This is a genomic window from Stenotrophomonas sp. MMGLT7, from assembly GCF_021168555.1.
In the GTDB taxonomy this organism is placed as follows: domain Bacteria; phylum Pseudomonadota; class Gammaproteobacteria; order Xanthomonadales; family Xanthomonadaceae; genus MMGLT7.
On the sequence record NZ_JAJOZS010000002.1, the window covers coordinates 466054 to 485306 of the forward strand.

General features: G+C 71.1%; 11 protein-coding genes and 1 pseudogene. 10 read left to right on the top strand and 2 right to left on the bottom strand.

What is annotated here, in order from left to right; translation table 11 throughout:
• Positions 1 to 49: 49 nt before the first annotated feature.
• From LRX76_RS04740 to LRX76_RS04775, 8 genes and pseudogenes are all read left to right on the top strand, one after another.
• On the top strand, positions 50 to 544 hold the full coding sequence (locus tag LRX76_RS04740) for an RNA polymerase sigma factor (RefSeq protein ID WP_231802577.1): 495 nt from the start codon (positions 50 to 52) through the stop codon (positions 542 to 544).
• Entirely contained in the window at positions 541 to 1599 is a 1059-nt protein-coding gene (locus LRX76_RS04745) for a FecR domain-containing protein (RefSeq protein WP_231802579.1), read from the top strand. The genes LRX76_RS04740 and LRX76_RS04745 overlap by 4 nt, the downstream gene beginning before the upstream one ends.
• 165 nt (positions 1600 to 1764) lie before the next feature.
• Positions 1765 to 4653 carry a TonB-dependent receptor gene (locus LRX76_RS04750; protein WP_231802581.1) on the top strand — a complete coding sequence of 963 codons (2889 nt, stop codon included), beginning with the start codon at positions 1765 to 1767 and terminating at the stop codon, positions 4651 to 4653.
• Between the two features lie 141 nt (positions 4654 to 4794).
• Positions 4795 to 6078: pseudogene (locus tag LRX76_RS04755) on the top strand (histidine-type phosphatase); the annotation flags it as partial.
• Between the two features lie 250 nt (positions 6079 to 6328).
• A complete protein-coding gene (locus tag LRX76_RS04760) occupies positions 6329 to 7342 on the top strand; it encodes a hypothetical protein (protein ID WP_231802583.1) in 1014 nt (337 codons plus the stop codon).
• 146 nt (positions 7343 to 7488) lie between these two features.
• Positions 7489 to 10224: a TonB-dependent receptor gene (locus tag LRX76_RS04765; RefSeq protein ID WP_231802585.1), complete on the top strand. Its 2736-nt coding sequence runs from the start codon at positions 7489 to 7491 to the stop codon at positions 10222 to 10224.
• 200 nt (positions 10225 to 10424) lie between these two features.
• Positions 10425 to 13220, top strand: a complete 2796-nt coding sequence (locus LRX76_RS04770; RefSeq protein WP_231802587.1) for a TonB-dependent receptor — start codon at positions 10425 to 10427, stop codon at positions 13218 to 13220.
• Positions 13221 to 13320: 100 nt separating this feature from the next.
• Positions 13321 to 14712 carry a hypothetical protein gene (locus tag LRX76_RS04775; RefSeq protein WP_231802589.1) on the top strand — a complete coding sequence of 464 codons (1392 nt, stop codon included), beginning with the start codon at positions 13321 to 13323 and terminating at the stop codon, positions 14710 to 14712.
• A 196-nt stretch (positions 14713 to 14908) separates the two neighbouring features.
• Here the strand turns inward: LRX76_RS04775 and LRX76_RS04780 are convergent, their stop codons facing one another.
• Positions 14909 to 15613 (bottom strand): hypothetical protein, encoded by a 705-nt coding sequence (locus tag LRX76_RS04780; protein ID WP_231802591.1) that lies wholly within the window; start codon positions 15611 to 15613, stop codon positions 14909 to 14911.
• 128 nt (positions 15614 to 15741) lie between these two features.
• Positions 15742 to 16755 carry a glycosyltransferase gene (locus LRX76_RS04785; RefSeq protein ID WP_231802593.1) on the bottom strand — a complete coding sequence of 338 codons (1014 nt, stop codon included), beginning with the start codon at positions 16753 to 16755 and terminating at the stop codon, positions 15742 to 15744.
• 182 nt (positions 16756 to 16937) lie between these two features.
• On the opposite strand from LRX76_RS04785, the gene LRX76_RS04790 reads away from it, so the two are divergent.
• Positions 16938 to 17648, top strand: a complete 711-nt coding sequence (locus tag LRX76_RS04790; protein ID WP_231802595.1) for a response regulator — start codon at positions 16938 to 16940, stop codon at positions 17646 to 17648.
• Positions 17645 to 19156 carry a HAMP domain-containing sensor histidine kinase gene (locus LRX76_RS04795; protein ID WP_231802597.1) on the top strand — a complete coding sequence of 504 codons (1512 nt, stop codon included), beginning with the start codon at positions 17645 to 17647 and terminating at the stop codon, positions 19154 to 19156. The genes LRX76_RS04790 and LRX76_RS04795 overlap by 4 nt, the downstream gene beginning before the upstream one ends.
• The last annotated feature ends 97 nt before the right edge of the window (positions 19157 to 19253 follow it).

Consider the following 19253-nt stretch of genomic DNA (forward strand, 5'->3'; position numbering starts at 1 on the left):
GAAGAGGGGCGGCGGCATGGCGGGGCAGTCGACATGGCGCTTGACCCGCATGTTCGCCGAACAGCGCTCGGTGCTGCGCGGCTTCTTCGTCCGCCGCGGCGCCCACGACGAGGCCGAGGACCTGGTGCAGGAGACCTACCTGCGCCTGCTGCGCGCACATCGCACCCAGGGCGAAGCCATCGCCAATCCGGAGGCCTATCTCTACACCGTGGCGCTGAACCTGGCGCGCGAGCAGGCCGCGCGGCGCAAGCAGGCGCCGCTGCCGCTGGACGAACTGGAACACGTCGCCACCCTGCTCGCCGCCGGCGAGGCGGTCGAGGACGCGGCCGAGCGGGCGCAGCGGCAGCGGCGCCTGCAGGAACTGCTCGCCACCCTGCCCGAGCACACCCGCGCGGTACTGGTGATGCAGTACCGCGACGGCCTGAGCTACAAGCAGATCGCCGCGCGCCTCGGGGTGTCCACGCACATGGTCAAGAAGCACGTGGTGCGCGGGCTGTCGGCCTGCCGCCGCGCGCTGGCCGGCAACGCGGAGGCGTGGCAGTGAGCCAGGCACGGCCGCACCCGGCACTGGTCACGCGCGAGGCCGCGCACTGGCACGCGCTGCAGCGCGAGGGCGAACTGAACGCGGCGCAGCGGGCGCAGTTCATGGACTGGCTGGTGGCCTCGCCCGATCACCTGCGCGAGTACCTGGCGATCACCCGGATCGCCGGCGAACTGGGCGAGGCGCTGCGCGGGATGCCGGTCGACCTGGACCGGGCGGCCACCGACCAGCCCGGGCAGGCGCTGCCCGACAACGTGGTGGCGCTGCCGCTGCGGCCGCGCGCGACGCCGGCACAGCCGCGGCGAACGGGCCTGCGCCGCGGCGCCGCGATCGCCGCGGGGCTGGCCTGCCTGGCGCTGGCCGGCATCGCCACGCAGCTGGCCTGGCCGCAGGACGAACGCTACGTCGCCGCGCACGGACAACCGCGCCGCTTCGAGCTGCCCGACCGCACCGTGGTCCACCTCGACGCCGAGAGCGAGCTGTCGCTGCGCTTCGGCCCGTTCCGGCGCGATGTCGAGCTGGTGCGCGGGCAGGCCAGCTTCATCGTCGCCGCCGGGCGGCGGCCGTTCCAGGTGCGCGCGGGGGGGCTGCAGGTGCAGGACATCGGCACCACCTTCGGCGTGGCGCTGCAGCGCGACCGTGCCCGCATCGACGTGCTCGAAGGCCGCGTGCGGGTACTCGGCGACAACGGCGCGGCACGGCCGCTGGCCGACCTGCGCGCCGGGCAGAGCGCGCGCATCGACTACCGCGACCATCGCGTCGAGCTGAGCCGCGAGGATGCCGAGGCGATGACCGGCTGGTGGCAGCGCCGCGTCGTGTTCCGCGACGAGCCGCTGGACGAGGTGGCCGACCGCTTCAATCGCCTCAATCGCGTGCGCCTGGTGGTGGAGGACCCGGCGGCCGGCGCGATGCGCCTGACCGGCAACCTGCGCGGCGACGACCTGGACTCGCTGCGCGCCTTCCTCGACGACCAGGCGGCATTGCAGACGACGATGACGGCGAACGAGATCAGGGTGCGCAGCCGCGCCGCGCGGGCCGGCGCCACTCAGGTCCGGTAGCGGAAAGGCTCACGCAGGGGACGGCGTCGGCCCAGGCGGCCGCTGTCAAAAAAAATTCATCGAAAAACGGTGCCCGATTCGCGCCCGGCGCAATCGTAGTCCAGGCAAGTGCGGACGAACTCCCTCGCCGCCGACGCCTTCCACGACAACCCAACGGACCCCACGATGCGCCGTATCCTGTTCCTCTCGATCGCCCTCGCCCTGCACGCCGGCACCGCCGCCGCGCAGGAACCCGCCGCCGCGACCGAGGCCATTGCGTCGCAGCCACTGGACCGCGCGCTCAACGCGCTCTCGCGCCAGACCGGGCTGCAGTTCGTCTACGACGCGAAGGCCATCGGCAACCCGGTCACGCGCGCGACCGCCGCGGGCCTGCCGCCCGAGCAGGCGCTGCGGCAACTGCTGGCCGGCACCGGGCTGCGCTACCGCCGCCTCAACGCGGACACCGTGACCATCGAGCCCGAGCCGGCACCGGCCGCCTCGCCGCCGCGCGCGGCCCCGGCCGCCGCCGCCGCGCCCGCGCAGACGGCGGCGCCGCTGCAGCAGCTGGAGCGGATCGAGGTGACCGGCAGCTACGCCGGCAGCCTGAGCGAGCAGTCCCGGCTCAAGCGCTACGCCGACAACGTGGTCGACGTGATCGCCGCCGAGGACATCGGCAAGCTGCCGGCACAGAACGTCGCCGAGGCGCTGCAGCGGGTGACCGGCGTGGCGATCGAGCGCGACCGCGGCGAAGGCGTGTACGTGCGCGTGCGCGGCCTCGGCGCCAACTTCCAGGTCACCACGCTCAACGGCCAGACCATGGCGGTCAACGAGAACGTGCGCACCTCCGGCCAGACCGGCCGCCAGTTCCGCTACGACACCCTGCCGGCCGAGCTGGTGTCGGGCCTGGACGTGATCAAGAGCCCGAGCGCGAACCTCGACGAGGGCGCGATCGGCGGCATCGTCAACGTGCGCACGTTCAAGCCGCTGGAGCTGGGCAGGACGATGTTCAGCGGCTCGATCGAGAACAGCCATCCCGAGCTGGCCGACGCCAACGACCCGCGCGTGTCCGGGCTGTTCAACTGGGTCAACGCCGACGACACCTTCGGCGTCCTGGTCTCCGCCGCCCATTCCAAGCGCCACACGCGCCAGGACCGGGTCAACGAGGTCAGCTGGGACTACTACGAGGACGGCGTGCCCGGCGTCGCGGGCGCCTACTACGTGCCGACCGGCGTGCGCCCGACGCTGGAACTGGAGAAGCGCGAACGCACCGGCGTGGCCGCCTCGCTGCAGTGGCGCCCGAGCGACCGGCTCGACCTCGACCTGGACCTGTTCTACGCGCGGCAGAAGGTCAACTACGACGAGTACAGCCTGGGCACCAGCTTCTCGCTGGCGAACATGCGCAACATCGGGGTCAGCGACGGCGGCATCACCTCGTTCGACTACGACAACGCCCAGGTCCAGCTCTCGCGCGAGACCTCCGGCATCACCGACGAGAACAGGGCCGTCGACCTCAGCGGCAAGTGGACCGGCGACCTGTGGACGCTCGCCGGTACCGCCTTCCACTCCGCCGCGCACAGCTGGGACTCGGACCCGATCCGCCGCACCCGCTTCATCACCGGCAACAGCGTGGACATGAGCGTAGCGATGCCCGCCGCCTCCGGCGACGACGTGCCCAGCCTGGGCTTCGCCGACTACGACCCGACCTCGGCCGCCGCCACCCCCGGGCGACGCCTGGAGTGGCGCACGATCGACGCGACGGACAAGGAATCTGCGCTGCAGTTCGACGCCGAGCGCGCGCTCGACGGCGGCTTCTTCCGCACCCTGAAGGCCGGCGTGAAGTACCGCGACCGCTCGCGCGACTACCAGCGCCGCGACCTGGTCAAGACCGGCGGCATCGCCGGCGTCTACTTCGACGGCGGCTACTTCACCGCGCTGCCGGTGGGCGACTTCCTGTCCGGCGCCAGCGGCAGCGTCCCGACCGAATGGCTGGCGCCGATCGAGGAGCCGTTCTGGGGCGACTACCCGGCCGCCTCCGACCTGGCCAACACGCCCAGCGCCGCCGACCTGCAGAACTCGTACACGATCAAGGAGAAGATCGCCGCCGGCTACGTGATGAGCGACTTCGAGCGCGACCTGGCCGGACGCCCGCTGCGCGGCAACGTCGGCGTGCGCCTGTCCCGCACCAGCCAGGCCACCGATGGCCATGCGGCGATGTCGGGCAGCAGCGCCGCCGAACCGGTGCACTACCAGCGCAGCTACAGCAACGTGCTGCCCTCGCTCAACGCCGCCTGGGACGTGCGCGAGGACATGGTGCTGCGCGCCGCCGCGGCCAAGGTGATCACCCGCCCGGACCTGACCGACCTGTCGTCGAAGCTGACCTTCAACTCCAGCGGCACCATCCTGACCGCCAGCGGCGGCAACCCGAACCTGGAGCCGTACCAGGCCTGGCAGTACGACCTGAGCTGGGAGTGGTACATCGACACGACCTCGGCGCTGACCGCCGGCCTGTTCTACAAGGACATCTCGCGCTTCATCCAGACCCAGTACTCCTACATCCAGTACAACGGCCAGACCTACCTGCTGAACTCCAAGACCAACGGCAGCAAGGCCAGCGTCAAGGGCGCGGAAGTGGCCTACCAGCAGCTGTTCGCCGGGCTGCCGGCGCCGCTGGACGGGCTCGGCATCCAGCTCAACTACACCTGGACCGACAGCAAGGCGCTGTACACCGACGACGACGGCAGCACCTTCAACGACGCGCTCGAGGGCGTGGCCAGCAACAGCTACAACGCCACGCTGTTCTACGAGAAGGGGCCGTTCGCCGCGCGCGTCAGCTACAGCTGGCTCGACGACGTGGTCAACGCGGTCGGCACCGCCGGCCTGGCCACGCTCGACAACGACGATTTCGGCAGCCTCGATGCCAGCGTGTCGTGGCAGGTCAACGACAACCTGTCGCTGTTCGCCAACGCGATCAACCTGACCGGCGAGGTGCAGCGCCAGTACGTCGGCAACCACCTGTTCGGCGGCTACACCGACTACGGCCGCACCTGGTCGGTCGGCCTGCGCGCGCGCTTCTGAGCCACGACGCCCCCGATCCCCGCATGAGCGCTGCCTGATCGCCGCAGGAGCGGCTTCAGTCGCGATGGGCTTCACCGGTAGAGCCCCATCGCGACTGAAGTCGCTCCTGCGGGGCCCACTCCCTTCCGAGCCTGCCCACCGATGCCCTTCCCCTCACGTCCCCTCTCCCGCGCACTGCTCGCCCTCGCCCTGCTGCTCCCGCTCGCCGGCACCGCCGCCGCGCAGGAAACGCTGGAGAAAGTGCTCATCCTCAAGCGCCACGGCGTGCGCGCGGCGATGTCCAGCCCCGAGCGGCTGGGCGAGTTCTCGCTGCGGCCGTGGCCGCGCTTCGCCGTGCCCGCCGGGCACCTGACCGCGAACGGCGCGCAGCTGGAACGCCTGTTCGGCGACTACTACCACGCCCTGTACCGGCAATCGGGCCTGCTGCGCGGCGACCGCGGCGACTGCGGCCGCGCCTACTACTGGGCCAACCGCACCCAGCGCACCATCGCCTCGGCGCAGGCGCTGGCGCAAACGCTGACGCCCGGCTGCGACGCCCGGGTGCACCACGTCGCCGACGGCGACTCCGACCCGCTGTTCGACGGCCCGCCCGCGCTGCACACGCCGCAGGCCGCCGCGCTCGCGCGGGCGGCATTGGCCGGGCGCATCGGCGCCGACGCGCAGGCGTGGAACGCCACCCAGCAGGATGCGATCGACAGCCTGCAGGCGCTGCTGCTGCAATGCACGCAGCGCCCCTGCCCGGCCGACGCCGCGCCCGGCAAGCGCCGGCTCGACGCGGTGCCGGCGGAACTGTCCGACCAGCCGCGCGGCATCCCCGGCATCGAAGGCCCCGCCGCCACCGCCTCCGGCCTCACCGAGAGCCTGCTGATGGCCTGGGCCGACGGCCACGACTTCGCCGCGCTCGGCTGGCAGGGGCTGGACGAGGCCATGCTGCTGCGCGTGTTCGCCCCGCACCAGGCCGAGTTCGCGCTGCGCCTGCGCGCGCCGGACGTGGCGCGCATGGCCAGTTCGCACCTGGCTGCGCGCCTGCTCGCCACGCTGCTGCAGGGCACCTCCGCCGCCACGCCCTACCCCGCGATCGGCGGCGACGCGCCGCTGGTGGTGGTGTCCGGCCACGACGGCACGCTGACCCTGCTGGCCGGCCTGCTCGGCCTGCACTGGCAGCTGCCCGGCTACCAGCCCGACCAGACCGCGCCCGGCGGCGCGCTGGTGTTCGAGCGCTGGCGCCGCGCCGACGGCAGCCGCGTGGTCCGCGTGCGCTACACCGCGCAGAGCCTGGCGCAGATGCGCGAGCGCCGTGTGCTGGACCTGGATGCGCCGCCGCTTTCGGCCACGGTGTTCGTCCCCGGCTGCGGCAGCGCCAGCGAGCGGTTCGACTGCGCGCTGGCCGACTTCGCGCGCACGCTCGATCGCGCCATCGATCCGGCCTACGCGGTCGCGGCCGATGGCGACGCCGCCCGCCCCCGCGCGGGCAGCGCCGATGCGGGCCACGGCGATGAGGGCCGGGCGGCAATAAAACGTCCATGAACGTCGTATAGCTTCGGGTGCCGCCTGCTGGCGGTCACCCGTCCCTTCCTGTCGCGCTCGCCCCGCATGCCGGCGATGGCTGCGCGCCGGTCGGCCTCGTGCGTGTCCCCGGCCCTGGTCCCGCTTCCCCACCACCCGAGCAGACCCGATGAAAACCAAACCGGCATTACTCGCGCTGTCGCTGTGCCTTTCGTTCGCCGCCGCCTGCCATGCGCAGACGCGTCCGGAAAGCGGCGACCTGGACCTGTTCCCGCTCAACCACGTGCAGCTGGCCGGCTCGCACAACACCTTCGACAAGAAGGACGAGTACGAGTACCTCAGCAACGCCTTCGCCGACGTGCAGATGGTCGAGATCGACGTGTGGACCAACCTCGGCAGCTGGCGCGTCTCGCACAGCAATCCGCTGGCCAACGTCAACAACTGCCCCAAGAGCGGACTGGCCGGCAACGAACGCAACCAGGACCTGCGCTCGTGCATCGACACGATCGCCAGCTACCACCGCGACCATCCCGGCCACCCGTTGCTGCTGGTCAAGCTGGAGCTCAAGAACGGCTTCGGCAGCAACACCCAGCCGGCGAACCTGGACGACCTGATCGCCGACATCGCCGGCGGCGGCGCCGGTGCGCGCATCCCCGAGGCGGACATCTTCACCCCACTCAAGCTGATGTGCCGCGACGACGCCTGCGGCAGCCTGTACGCCACGCCCGAGGAGGCACTGGCGCACAAGGACTGGCCCACCCTGGGCGAACTGCGTGGCAAGGTGATGTTCGTGCTGATTCCCGGCACCGTCTCCGATGGCGCCCCGCGCGACTACGCCAGCGCCCTGGCAAGCGGCAAGGCGCGGCTGGGATTCCCGGCGATCGCGGTCAAGCAGTCCAGCGACCCGCGCACCGACTACTACGGCGTCAACGCGCCGTGGAACGTGATATTCGACATCCAGGCCGGGCGCCTGGACAGCGGCGAGATCCCGCAGGCGCTGGTGCGCGCCTGGGCCGCCCGGAACTTCCTGCTCTCGGTCAACGACGAGACCCCCGGCGGCGCCGGCGCCGACGTCGCCGCCGGCCGCGCGCGGCTGCACCAGCTGGCCGAGGACTTCAACGCCAACATCGTCAGTACCGACCAGGAACGCAGCGGCATCCCCGCCTCCTTCGCGATCCCCTGATCGTCCCGTCACCGGCATGCCGCGTGCGGCGCCTCGCGGGGCCGGCCGGTCCGGCCCCGCGTCCGCTGCTGCCGCCGTCGCCACGGCTGCCCCCGCCTTTTCCACTCCTTCCAGAGAGAGCAATGAACCGCCCCTGCCGTTCCTCCATGCCCGGACCCTCCCTGCAGCGCCGCCCGCTCGCCGGCGCGCTGCTGATCGCACTGGCCTGCCTGCCCTGCACCGCGCAGGCGCAGGACACGTCGACGACGTCCGCCGATCCCACCACCCTGGATACCGTCGTGGTCTCCGGCTACCGCCAGAGCGTGGAACGCGCCGCCGACCTCAAGCGCGATGCGGTGCTCCAGCGCGACAGCATCGTCGCCGACGACATCGCCTCGTTCCCCGACACCAACCTGGCCGAGTCGCTGCAGCGCATCCCCGGCGTGGCCATCACCCGCGACGCCGGCGAGGGCCGGCAGATCTCCCTGCGCGGGCTCGGACCGGAGTTCACCCGGGTGCGCCTGAACGGCATGGACGCGCTCAGCACCTCCACCAGCACCGATGCCCGCGGCGGCACCAACCGCAGCCGCGGCTTCGACTTCAACATCTTCGCCTCCGAACTGTTCAACCGCATCGACGTCACCAAGAGCGGCGACGCCCAGACCGGCGAAGGCGGGCTGGCCGGCACCGTCGACCTGCACACGCCGCGCCCGTTCGACTTCCCCGGCTTCAAGCTCGCCGCCTCGGCCGGCGGGCTGTACCAGGAGAACAGCGAGAAGACCAGCCCGCGTGCCGCCGTCCTGCTCTCCAACACCTTCGCCGACGGGCGCCTGGGCGCGTTGTTCTCGGCCGCCTACAGCCGCCGCCAGACCGTGGAATACGGCCACAGCACCGTGCGCTGGGGCAGCGGCGGCTGGAACCTGGACAACGTCGCCGACAGCGTCGATGCCGGCCTGGCCGCACGCCTGAACGGCAGCGGCGACGACAAGCTGTTCTACCCGCGCTTCGACCGCTACGACGTCTACGATTACGACCAGAAGCGCATGGGCCTGACCGGCGCACTGCAGTTCCAGGCCAGCGACGACACCCTGTTCAACCTGGACCTGGCCTACGGCCGCATGCGCAGCGAACGCGAGGAGTACCACATCGACGCCTCCTCCTTCAGCCGCGCCAACGCGCCGGGCCTGTACAACAGCGGCATCGGCGAGACCACCATCAAGGCGCTGGAGGTGGCCGGCAACAGCATCGTCTACGGCGACTACGGCAACGTCGACATCCGCTCGGACAACCACCGGAACCTGGCCACCACCACCTATCGCCAGGCGGTGCTGTCGATGGACAGCGACGTCAGCGAGCGCCTGCACGTGGATGCGCTGCTCGGCTTCCAGGACTCGCGGCTGGACAACCCGAAGGACAACAACCTGTTCTTCTTCTCGCAGAACCAGGACTTCAGCATCGACTACCGCAACAACAGCCGCGTGCCGGTGATGGGCTATGGCTTCGACATCGCCGATCCGTCGCAGTACTTCCTCGACATCGTCCGCATCCGCCATGGCGAGACCTCCAACCGCTTCAACACGTTCAAGTTCGACGCCCGCTACGCGCTGACCGACGTGCTGACCCTGAAGGCCGGCGCCGATGCGCACAGCCAGACCTATTCCAGCGCCTACTGGTCCAGCGACTTCACCGACCAGCGCTACCGCCCGGTGGGCGACATCTCCACCGTGCTGCCCCACGACTTCGCCGGCGGCACCGGAGTTTCCGGCGCGCCCCGCGGCTGGCTGGTGGCCGACCTGGACAACGCCTTCGCCACCCTCGGCGCCGCCGGCTACAGTCCGGCACTGGACTACGGCAGCACCTGGTCGGTCAACGAGAAGCCGTGGAACCTGTATGCCCAGCTCGACTTCGACAGCGAGCTGGGCGGCAAGCGCTGGCGCGGCAACCTGGGCCTGCGCTACGGCCGCACCAGGCTGGCCAGCAGCGGCTTCGTCAGCGACGGCTCGGACTACTCGTGGGTGACGCTGGATCGCAGCTACGGCGACCTGCTGCCCTCGTTCAACAGCGCGCTGGAACTGCGCCAGGACCTGGTCTGGCGGCTGGGCGCCAACCGCAACATCACCCGCCCCACGCTGGCCTCGCTGGCGCCCAACGGCAGCGTCAACTCGCTCAACCGCACCGTCTCGGCCGGCAATCCCGGCCTCGACCCGTTCCGTGCCGACTCGATCGACACCTCGCTGGAGTGGTACTTCGACGAGGGCGGCATGCTGGCGGTGGCCGCCTTCTACAAGAAGATCGACGCGTTCATCGTCTCCACCATCACCGAGATGAGCTACACCGACTCCGGCTACCCGCTGTCGCTGATCAACCAGGAAGTGGTCACCCCGGACCAGACCTTCAGCTTCGTCCGCCCGGTCAACGGCGAGGGCACACACCTCAAGGGCGCGGAAATCGCCTACCAGCAGGTGCTCGACTTCCTGCCCGGCCCGCTGCGCAACCTCGGCGTGCAGATGAACTACACCTGGGCCGACGCCCGCATCGACGTGGACACCACGGGCGACGGCGACATCGCCCGCACCCTGCTGCCGGGCCTGTCGCGCAGCACCGTCAACGGCACCCTGTACTGGGAGAACGACAGCTTCAGCGCGCGCGTGTCCGGCACCTGGCGCGACCGCTACGTCACCGCGGTGCCCGGCGGCAACGGCAACAGCGAGGCCGGCGTCAACGACAGCCTCTACCTCGACCTGTCGCTGCAGTACCGCTTCCGCCCCGGCTGGACGCTGCTGCTGCAGGGCAACAACCTCACCGACGAGGCCGAGGACCTGTACGTGGACAGCAGCAACCGCGTCTACAACTACACCCAGGCCGGACGCCAGTTCTTCCTCGGCGTGCGCTTCGAACTGTAGCGCCGGCACCTGCGCAGGGACGCCGCCGCGGGTGGCGTCCCTGCGCCCCCATCCTTCCGCGGCCGCACCGCAACAAAACGTCCATAAACGTCCTGTAGCTTCGGGCGCGGCCCGCTGGTGGCCACGCCCGTGCGTCTTGCGCGTGCAGTCGCGACGGCATGGATGCCCCCCGCAACTTCGATTCCTTTTGGGGACACACCATGAGAGATGCCATACGGGAAGCCCGGCTTCCCGCGTTATCGCGCGGCCGGCTGAGCCGTGCCATCCACCAGCTGCTGATCGGCGGGATGGTCTGCGCGCCGTTGCCGCTGCTGGCCCAGGACGGCCAGTCCCAAGACGCGCTGCAGCAGCTGGACACCATCACCGTCAGCGGCAGCTACAGCCGCAGCCTGGAGCAGGCGGTGGACATCAAGCGCGCCAACATCGGTTTCTCCGACTCCATCGTCGCCACCGACGTGGCCGACTTCCCCGAGCAGAACCTCGCCGAGGCGCTGCAGCGCATGCCCGGCGTCACCATCGAGCGCAGCAAGGGCCTGGGCACCAAGGTCAACGTGCGCGGCCTGCCGACCGAATACACCCACGTCTCCATCAACGACCTGGCCACCGCGTCGGGCAGCGGCGGGCGCGACGTCGAGTTCGACATCTTCGCCTCGGAGATCATCCAGCAGGTGACGGTGCAGAAATCGCCGACCGCGGCCGACGAGGAAGGCGGCATCGCCGGCTCGGTGAACATCTCCACCGCGCGCCCGTTCGACTACCCCGACCGCAAGCTGGTCGCCTCGGCCGAGGGCGCCTACAACTCGATCTCCGAGGAGACCGATCCCAAGTTCGCGTTCCTGGCCAGCGACACCTGGGGCGACTGGGGCGCGCTGGTGTCCTTCGCCAAGGCCAGGCGAAGCAACCGCACCGATTCGACCTCCGGCATCAACTTCCGGCCGTTGACGCGCTTCCTCGGCGCATCCGGCATCCGCAGCAGCCAGGCCGTGGACGTGCTGGCGCGCGACGCCGGGATCACCGTGCAGGACCCGTCGGACTCCGCCGAGACCGACCTGCTGGTGTTCCAGGATAAGGTCGGCGACCGCGTCTACCTCAACGAGCAGGACAAGTGGGGCGCCACCGCCTCGCTCCAGTACCGGCCCAGCAGCAACTTCAGCCTGAGCTTCGACGCGATGCTGGGCGGCTACGACAGCACCGAGGACGAGTACGACGCGGCGGCCTACTCGGCGTCCAGCCGCAGCACGCTGGAACGGATCCACGAGTACGACGCGCAGACCCTGTCCGACTACGGCATCGTGGTCCTGCGCGACGTGTCCTACACGGCCACCCAGCACGAGATCCTGGGCAAGGAGAGCATCAGCAAGACCGACTACAGCCAGTTCGGCGCCAACCTGGACTGGAAGGGCGACAGCTGGCGGCTGGATGCGATGGCCGGCTACTCGGGCGCGAGGAAGACGCTGGATTCGTCCAACCTCAAGCACGTGGCCTACGCGCCGTCGCGCACCCGCTGGAGCGGGCGCAGCGGCGAGACCGTCCCCAGCGCCGACCCGGGCACGATCGACATGTACGACGCGCCCGACAAGTACCTGTTCGAGGCGTACGAGACCACGCTGGAGAAGGTCGACGACGACAAGTACGCCGCGCAGCTGAACTTCGCCAAGTCGCTGGAGCTGGCGTTCTTCCCGGCCCTGCACACGCTGCAGTTCGGCGGCCGCTACACCGACAGGACCAAGCAGCGCCGCTACGGCGAGGCCAAGATCACCGGGCCGGAGGCCGGCAGCAGCGAATGGGTCAACACGCGCACGCTGGCGGACAGCCCGTTGCAGTCGATCTCCGACATCGTGCCCGGCGGCGGCTACGGCCTGAAGGGGCTGGACTGGATGCAGGCCTCCAACGACTACGCGCGCGGCGCCTTCCGCTACCCCGGCTTCCGGACGCCGTTCGACGATGGCCAGTACTACAAGGTCGACGAGACCGTGACCGCGCTGTACGCCATGGCCGATCTGGGCTTCGACATCGGCCCGGTGCCGGTGTCGGTGAACGCCGGCACCCGCTACGTCGACACCTCGGTGCGCTCCTCCGGCTTCCACCCCGTGCAGTACCCGGACGGCAGCACCGGCTTCACCGACACGCCGGTCTCCAGGGACGGCAGCTACAAGGACTGGCTGCCGAGCATGAACGCCACCGCCGAGCTGTCCGGCGACCTGCTGCTGCGCGCGGCCGCGTCCAAGGTGATGATGCGCCCGGCGCTGACCGACATCGCCTACAAGCGCACCGCCAGCTGGAGTTCCTTCCGCTACACCGACGGCAATCCCGACCTCAAGCCCACCTACGCCAAGCAGTGGGAAGTGGGCCTGGAGAAGTACCTGGAGAACGGCGGGCTGCTGGCCGCCTCGTACTTCCACAAGAAGATCGACGGCGTGGTGGTCAGCTCGCTGACCGGCGTGGTCGAGGACGTGGCGGTCTACAACGCCAACGGCAGCCTCAACGGCATCTACGACTTCGACGTCTACCAGCCGGTCAACGCCGAGGGAACCTACGAGGTGGACGGCGTGGAGCTGATCGCGCAGCTGCCGCTGGGCGCGCTGCACCCGGCGCTGCAGGGCTTCGGCATCAACGCCAACTACACCATGCTCGACAGCTCGCTGGCGGGCGAGTCCGACCTCGGCGTCAAGACGCCGATGCCCGGCCTGGCCGACAAGACCTACAACCTCACCCTGTACTACGAGAACGACCGCTTCGACGCCCGCGTGTCCTACAACCACAAGAGCGAGTACGTCGAGTCGATCGGCTACAACCTGTACCCGATCTATCGCGATGCCTACGGCCAGGTGGACTTCTCCCTCGGCTACCGCCTGGCCGACAACGTCAAGCTCAGCCTGAAGGGCATCAACCTGACCAACGAGGCGACCACCGGCTACACCATGGATTCCTCGTTCCCGACCATGTACGAGCTCTCCGGCCGCCGCATCAGCCTGGGCATCCGCGCCGATTTCTGAGCCGCGGCGGCACTCCCCGCCCCGCTGCGCGCATGGCGCGGCGGGCCACGGCGGCCCGGACCTCCGGTGCCCGCCATCCTTCCGAAAAGCGAGGTCCCCGATGCGCAACACGTTTCCCGCACCGTTGCTGGCGCTGCTGGCCCTGGCCTGTCCGGCGCATGCCGCCGACCAGGACCAGGGCCGGCAATGGCAGGCCGGCGATCATCACGTCCACAGCGAATGGAGCGTGGAGTGGGATCGCTCGACCACCCCGCCCACGCCGATCCGCGGCGGCGATTCGCCGTACAGCCGCAGCGACAACGCGCGCCAGGCGCTGGCCCACGGCCTGAGCTGGATGGTGCATACCGACCATGGCGGCCCGGGCCACTCCGTGGTCACCCGCGACAACGCCTGGCCGGCGCTGGTGCAGGCACGGCGCGAGGTCCCGGCACTGATCCAGTTCAACGGCATGGAGTTCAACGTGCCGGCCGGCGAACACGCCTCGCTGATCATCGCGCCGGGCCCTGACGAGCGCGACCAGCTGGTCCGGATCGAACGCGACTACAGCCGCGGCGAGACCCTGGTGCCTGGCGATCGCGAGGACGGGCAGCTGATGCTCGACGCGCTGGCGCACATGAAGACGCTGGCACCGCTGCCGCTGCTGTTCATCAACCATCCTGCGCGCACCGCCACCGGCATCGGCCAGTGGGGCGCCGTGGAGCCGGACGAGCTGCGTGCCTGGCACGATGCCGCGCCGAAGGTGATGGTGGGCTTCGAGGGCGCCCCCGGCCACCAGGCCGCAGCCAGCCATCGCGGGCTCTACCGCAATGCGGCCGCGCCGACGCTGGGAGGCTTCGACCAGATGACCGCGCAGGTGGGCGGGGTGTGGGACCGGCTGCTGGCGGAGGGCCGCCGCCTGTGGATCACCGCGTCGTCGGATTCTCACGTGAACCAGCGCGAGGGCGGCAACGACTTCCACCCCGGCCAGTACAGCAAGACCTACGTGTGGGCGCGCCGCGATGCCGGCGACATCCTCGACGGCCTGCGCGAGGGACGCATGTTCGCCGTCACCGGCGACCTGATCGATGCGATGGAGCTGACCGTCGCCGCGGCCGGCGACGGCGGTCCCGGTGCGGGCATGGGCGAGCGCGTGGCGGTTCCCGCGGACGCGACGATGCGGGTGCAGCTGCGGGTGCGCCAGCCTTCGACCCCGAACCACAACGGGCAGCGGCCGGCGCTCGATCACCTGGAACTGATCGTCGGCAGCGCCGGCGACGCCGGCGCGCCGCACATGCAGACCCGGCGCTTCGGCGCCGACGACTGGCGCCGCGACGGCCAGTGGCTCGCGGTGTCCTGGGAACTGCCGGTGCCGGCCGGGGGCGGCTTCGTCCGTGCCCGCGGCAGCAGCACCGGCGAAGCCGCGCCGCAGCCCGATGTCCCCGGGGAGGATCCCTGGCAGGACCTGTGGTTCTACTCCAATCCGGTCTTCGTCGATGTCGACGACGCCGGCTGAAGCCGGGCCGCCGGGGCCGGCAGCCGCGTAGCCCGGGCACGCGCAGCGCACCGGGGCAGACCGGCACCGCGATGCGGCCGCTCGCCGTATCCGCGGCACGGGATCTCCGCCACTGTCGATCGCCTCGCAGCGCGGGCGGCCTGGACGGGAAACCCGGCATCGCGCCGGGCTTCCCGGGTCGATCCGGGCCGCCCGGCTACTCGGCCGGCGGCTGCCGCGGAGGCGCCGGCGGCGGACCGGCCGGCTTTTCGAAGCCCTTGCCGGCCAGGCAGGCGTCCATCTTCTGCCGCTGCTCCGGGTCGGGCCCGTCCTGCCGCGGGCGGGCGCCCTGCCCGCTGGCGTCGGCAGCGGCCTGCGGCCGTTCCCCGCCGTCGTGCCCGGGCGGCGGCGGCAGTCCCAGCTCCTGCGCGCAGGCCTGCAGCGCCTCGGCGAAGGCCGGGTCGTGCGGCATCCCGTGCGGTGGCCGCCGCGGATGTCCCGGCGGCGGACCGGCCGGCTTCTCGAAGCCCTTGCCGGCCAGGCAGGCGTCCATCTTCTGCCGCTGTTCCGGGCCGGTCCGGTCCTGCCGCGTGCCGTGGTCCTGCTGGCCGGCGTCGGCAGCGGCCTGCGGCCGCTCCCCTTCGCCATGCCCGGGCGGCGGCGGCAGCCCCAGTTCCTGCGCGCAGGCCTGCAGCGCCTCGGCGAAGGCCGGATCGTGCGGCATCGCGTGCGGCGGCGGCCCCGGCGGTCCGGGCGGCGGCTCCTGGGCCCGCGGCCCCGGGCCCGCCCACTCGCCGCGGCACGCGTTCGTCGCGCAGCCCGCCAGGACCAGGGCGCAGCCGAGCGCGATGCCGCGCCTGCCCGCCTTCGCCACCACCTGCCGCAGGCCTCTTGCCTGCACCCGTTCCAGTTTCGACGTCATGTTCTGCATCTCCATTTCCCCGTTGACGATCCCCGATTGCAACAACGCGGCACATGCGCCGGCATGGCCGCACCAAAAACCCGACCGGTCAGGACCGGCGGCAGGCCCCCGGCCCGTCCCGGCCCCGCCTATCCATGCATGGCGGCCGCGGCAGCCACGTCGGCCGCCTCGATCCGGCCGTCCTCGACCAGCAGCCTCGCCAGCCGTTCGCGGAACGCGGCGTCGTTGCCGACGTAGAAATGCCGCGCCTGCATGCACAGCCGCGACCGCTGCGCCGCCGAAAGCGCCAGCGCCTGCTCCACCGCCTGCTCGATCGCCGTGGCGTCGACGAAGTAGCGCGTCGCCAGCCCGTCCTCGGCCTGGCGTACCGGCTGGATCAACAGCCCGCGCGCGGCGGTGACCAGCTCGGTCATCGGCTCGGCCGCGGTGGCCAGGGTGATCGCGCCCACGCTCAGCGCCTCCATCAGGTAGTGGCCGAAGCCCTCGGTCTCGGACGGGCAGACATGGAACAGGTGCTCGTTCTGCAGCCGCCGCAGCGTGGCATCGTCCACGTGCTCGGCACGGTGGTCGATGTTGCCGGCCCGCACCGGGGTGCCGGCCTTGCGCGGGTGCTGCACCACGGTCAGCAGCGGCCACTCGGGATGGCGGAGCCAGGTCTGCAGCAGGACCTGCGTGCCCTTGGCGCTGCTGCGTCCGGCCAGGTGGAAGAAGGACGGGCGCCGCGGCACCGACAGGTCGAGCCGGTCCGCGCTGGTGAATCCCAGGTAGCGGGTGCGGCAGCCGAGCCGGCGGAAGATCCGTTCGGCATGCCGGGTCTTGCACAGCACCTGCTCGAAGCGCGGCAGCCAGGGCAGCCACTTCGGCAGGAACCACTCCGGATTGGGGATCAGCAGGTTGCGCCGCGCCAGCGGCAGGCAGTGCGGGTAGACCCGTTCGCAGAACAGCTGCGTCTCCACCTTCCCGCGCAGCACGCGCCGGGCCCACAGCCCGGCCTCGCGCAGGCGCACGCCGGTCCTGTCGCCGCCGAAGCCGACCCTGTCCACCACGAGCCCCGCATCGGCCAGCGCCCCGCCCAGCAGCGCCAGGTCGCGCGACAGCCCCACGCCGTTGTCGCGGCTGATGATGCGCAGGGAATCGGACACGACGGCTCCATGGGGACGGGAAGGGACAGCGCCATCCTCGCCCCCGCGCCTTTCGGCGCGATGCCCGTCATTGCCGGGTGCCAGCAGGTGCCGACATACGTTGACAATCGTTCGATCTATGATGTCGTGCCGACATTTATCCACGCGATTGCCCCCCTGCCATGACCGATGCGCAAAGTTCGATGACTCCCTTCGTCCTCGTGGTCGACGACGATCCCGACCTGCGTCGCCTGATCGGCGATTTCCTCGGCCAGCACGGCTACCACGTCGAGACCGCCGAGAACGTGGTGCAGATGCGCCAGGTGATGGCGCAGCGCCGTCCCGACGTGCTGGTGCTGGACGTGATGATGCCGGGCGAGGACGGGCTGAGCGCGGCCCGGCAGCTGGCCAGCGAGCGCAATCCGCCGGCGGTGATCATGCTCAGCGCGCTGGGCAACGACACCGACCGCATCATCGGCCTGGAGGTGGGCGCCGACGACTACCTGGCCAAGCCGTGCAACCCGCGCGAGTTGCTGGCGCGCATCCGCGCCCTGCTGCGCCGCAGCCAGGCCACCACCGAGCAGGAACAGAACCGCAACAACGTCTACGAGTTCGGCGGCTGGCGGCTGGACATCATCCGCCGCGACCTGCGCGACCCGTCCGGCGTGTTCATCAACCTTTCCGACGGCGAGTTCGCGCTGCTGCGCACCTTCGTCGAGCACCCGCAGCGCGTGCTCAGCCGCGACCAGCTGCTCGACTACGCGCGCGGCCGCGACACCGACGTCTACGACCGCGCCATCGACAGCCAGATCAGCCGCCTGCGCCGCAAGATCAACGACCGCGGCTACGCCGAGCTGATCCGCACCGTCCGCAACGAGGGCTACATGCTGCTGCCGGCGGTCACCCGCCTGTGACGCCGGCGCGGCGCCGCGGCGTATCGATCTTCGCGCGCACCTTCGGCCTGCTGCTCGCGGCCCTGCTGGTGGCGCAGGCGATCGGCCTGGCGCTGCTGCTGACCCGCACCCCGCTGCGCAACGCCAGCTTCACCCTGGCCGAGGTGGTCGCGCTGCTGTCCAGCCGCACGCCCTCGACCAACGCCCGGCTGACGGTCGCCGACAGCCGGGTGCCGCCGCCGCTGCCGGAGAAGGACGGCTACTACGACGACCGCGGCATGAGCTGGATCCTGGCCGAGTGGCTGAACATCGATCCGGCGCAGGTGCGCTACTACACCACCGAGCCGGGCCCGCCGCTGCCGGCGCATCCGGAGGGCGCCGAGACGCAGCCCCGCGGGCCGTGGGAGGCTGCCGAGCCGGGCTTCGGGCCGGCAGCGCAGGAGAGGATGCGCCAGCGGCCGCCGCAGGACGGCGTGCCGCCCGCCGAAGCCGCCGCGGCCGGGGCGCAGCCCGGCGCCGGCAGGCCCTCGTTCCCGCATCCCGGCCCGGGCGGATTCGGCCCGCGCTTCCACCTGCAGCCGGACTCGGTGCTGCGCGGCGACTTCATCGCCGCGATGCGCTCGGCGAACGGCCACTGGCGCGTGGTGGAGCACCGCACCGCCCCGGGCGCGGCCGGCATCCGCACCCAGGTGCTGCTGCTGTTCGGCCTGGGCGCACTGGCGATGCTGCCGATGGCGTGGTGGTTCTCGCGGGCGCTGGCCGCACCGATCCGCCGCTTCTCGCTGGCGGCCGACCGCCTGGGCCGCAACCCCGACGAGCCGCCGCTCTCGCGCGAGGGCCCGGCCGAACTGGCACAGGCGATCGATTCGTTCAACGCCATGCAGGCGCGCATCAACCGCCTGCTGAAGGAACGCACCGAGACCGTCGGCGCCATCGCCCACGACCTGCGCACGCCGCTGGCGCGGCTGCGCTTCCGCCTGGACGCGTTGCCGCCGGAACAGCGCGACAAGGCCGATGCCGACATCGCCGAGATGAGCTCGATGATCGCCTCGGCGCTGGATTTCCTGCGCGACCAGTCCCATGCCGGCAGCCGCGAACGGCTGGACTTCGGCCTGCTGGTGGAAAGCGTGGTCGACGACATGGCCGACCTCGGCAAGGACGTGGTGCTGGCCGAGCCGGTATCGGCGCTGCTGGTCGGCGACCCGCTGGGACTGCGGCGGATGGTCGCCAACCTGGTGGACAACGCGCTCAAGTACGGCAAGCGCGCGCGCCTGCGGCTGCTGCGCGAAGGCGACAACTGGGTGCTGTGGGTGGACGACGACGGCCCGGGCATCGATCCGGCCAAGCGCGAGCAGCTGCTGCTGCCGTTCGTGCGCGGCGAAAGCTCGCGCAACCGCGACACCGGCGGCATCGGCCTGGGCCTGTCGGTGGCCCACGGCGTCGCCCTGGCCCACGGCGGCACCATCGAACTGGACAACCGCGCCGAAGGCGGGCTGCGCGTCAGCGTGCGCCTGCCGTGCGAGGGGTGAGCCCGGCACGGCTGTCGGGCACGGACGATCGTGCATGTAGGTAGGAACGTCCGTAGGAGCGACTTCAGTCGCGATGGGGCTCTACCGGTAGAGCCCC

Excerpts from the sequence above, each read along its gene's own strand:
- LRX76_RS04770 (WP_231802587.1), top strand. The coding sequence starts at position 10,425 with ATGAGAGATGCCATACGGGAAGCCCGGCTTCCCGCGTTATCGCGCGGC.
- LRX76_RS04790 (WP_231802595.1), top strand. The coding sequence starts at position 16,938 with ATGACTCCCTTCGTCCTCGTGGTCGACGACGATCCCGACCTGCGTCGC.
- LRX76_RS04740 (WP_231802577.1), top strand. The coding sequence starts at position 50 with ATGTTCGCCGAACAGCGCTCGGTGCTGCGCGGCTTCTTCGTCCGCCGC.
- LRX76_RS04760 (WP_231802583.1), top strand. The coding sequence starts at position 6,329 with ATGAAAACCAAACCGGCATTACTCGCGCTGTCGCTGTGCCTTTCGTTC.
- LRX76_RS04775 (WP_231802589.1), top strand. The coding sequence starts at position 13,321 with ATGCGCAACACGTTTCCCGCACCGTTGCTGGCGCTGCTGGCCCTGGCC.
- LRX76_RS04765 (WP_231802585.1), top strand. The coding sequence starts at position 7,489 with ATGCCCGGACCCTCCCTGCAGCGCCGCCCGCTCGCCGGCGCGCTGCTG.
- LRX76_RS04780 (WP_231802591.1), bottom strand. The coding sequence starts at position 15,613 with ATGACGTCGAAACTGGAACGGGTGCAGGCAAGAGGCCTGCGGCAGGTG.
- LRX76_RS04750 (WP_231802581.1), top strand. The coding sequence starts at position 1,765 with ATGCGCCGTATCCTGTTCCTCTCGATCGCCCTCGCCCTGCACGCCGGC.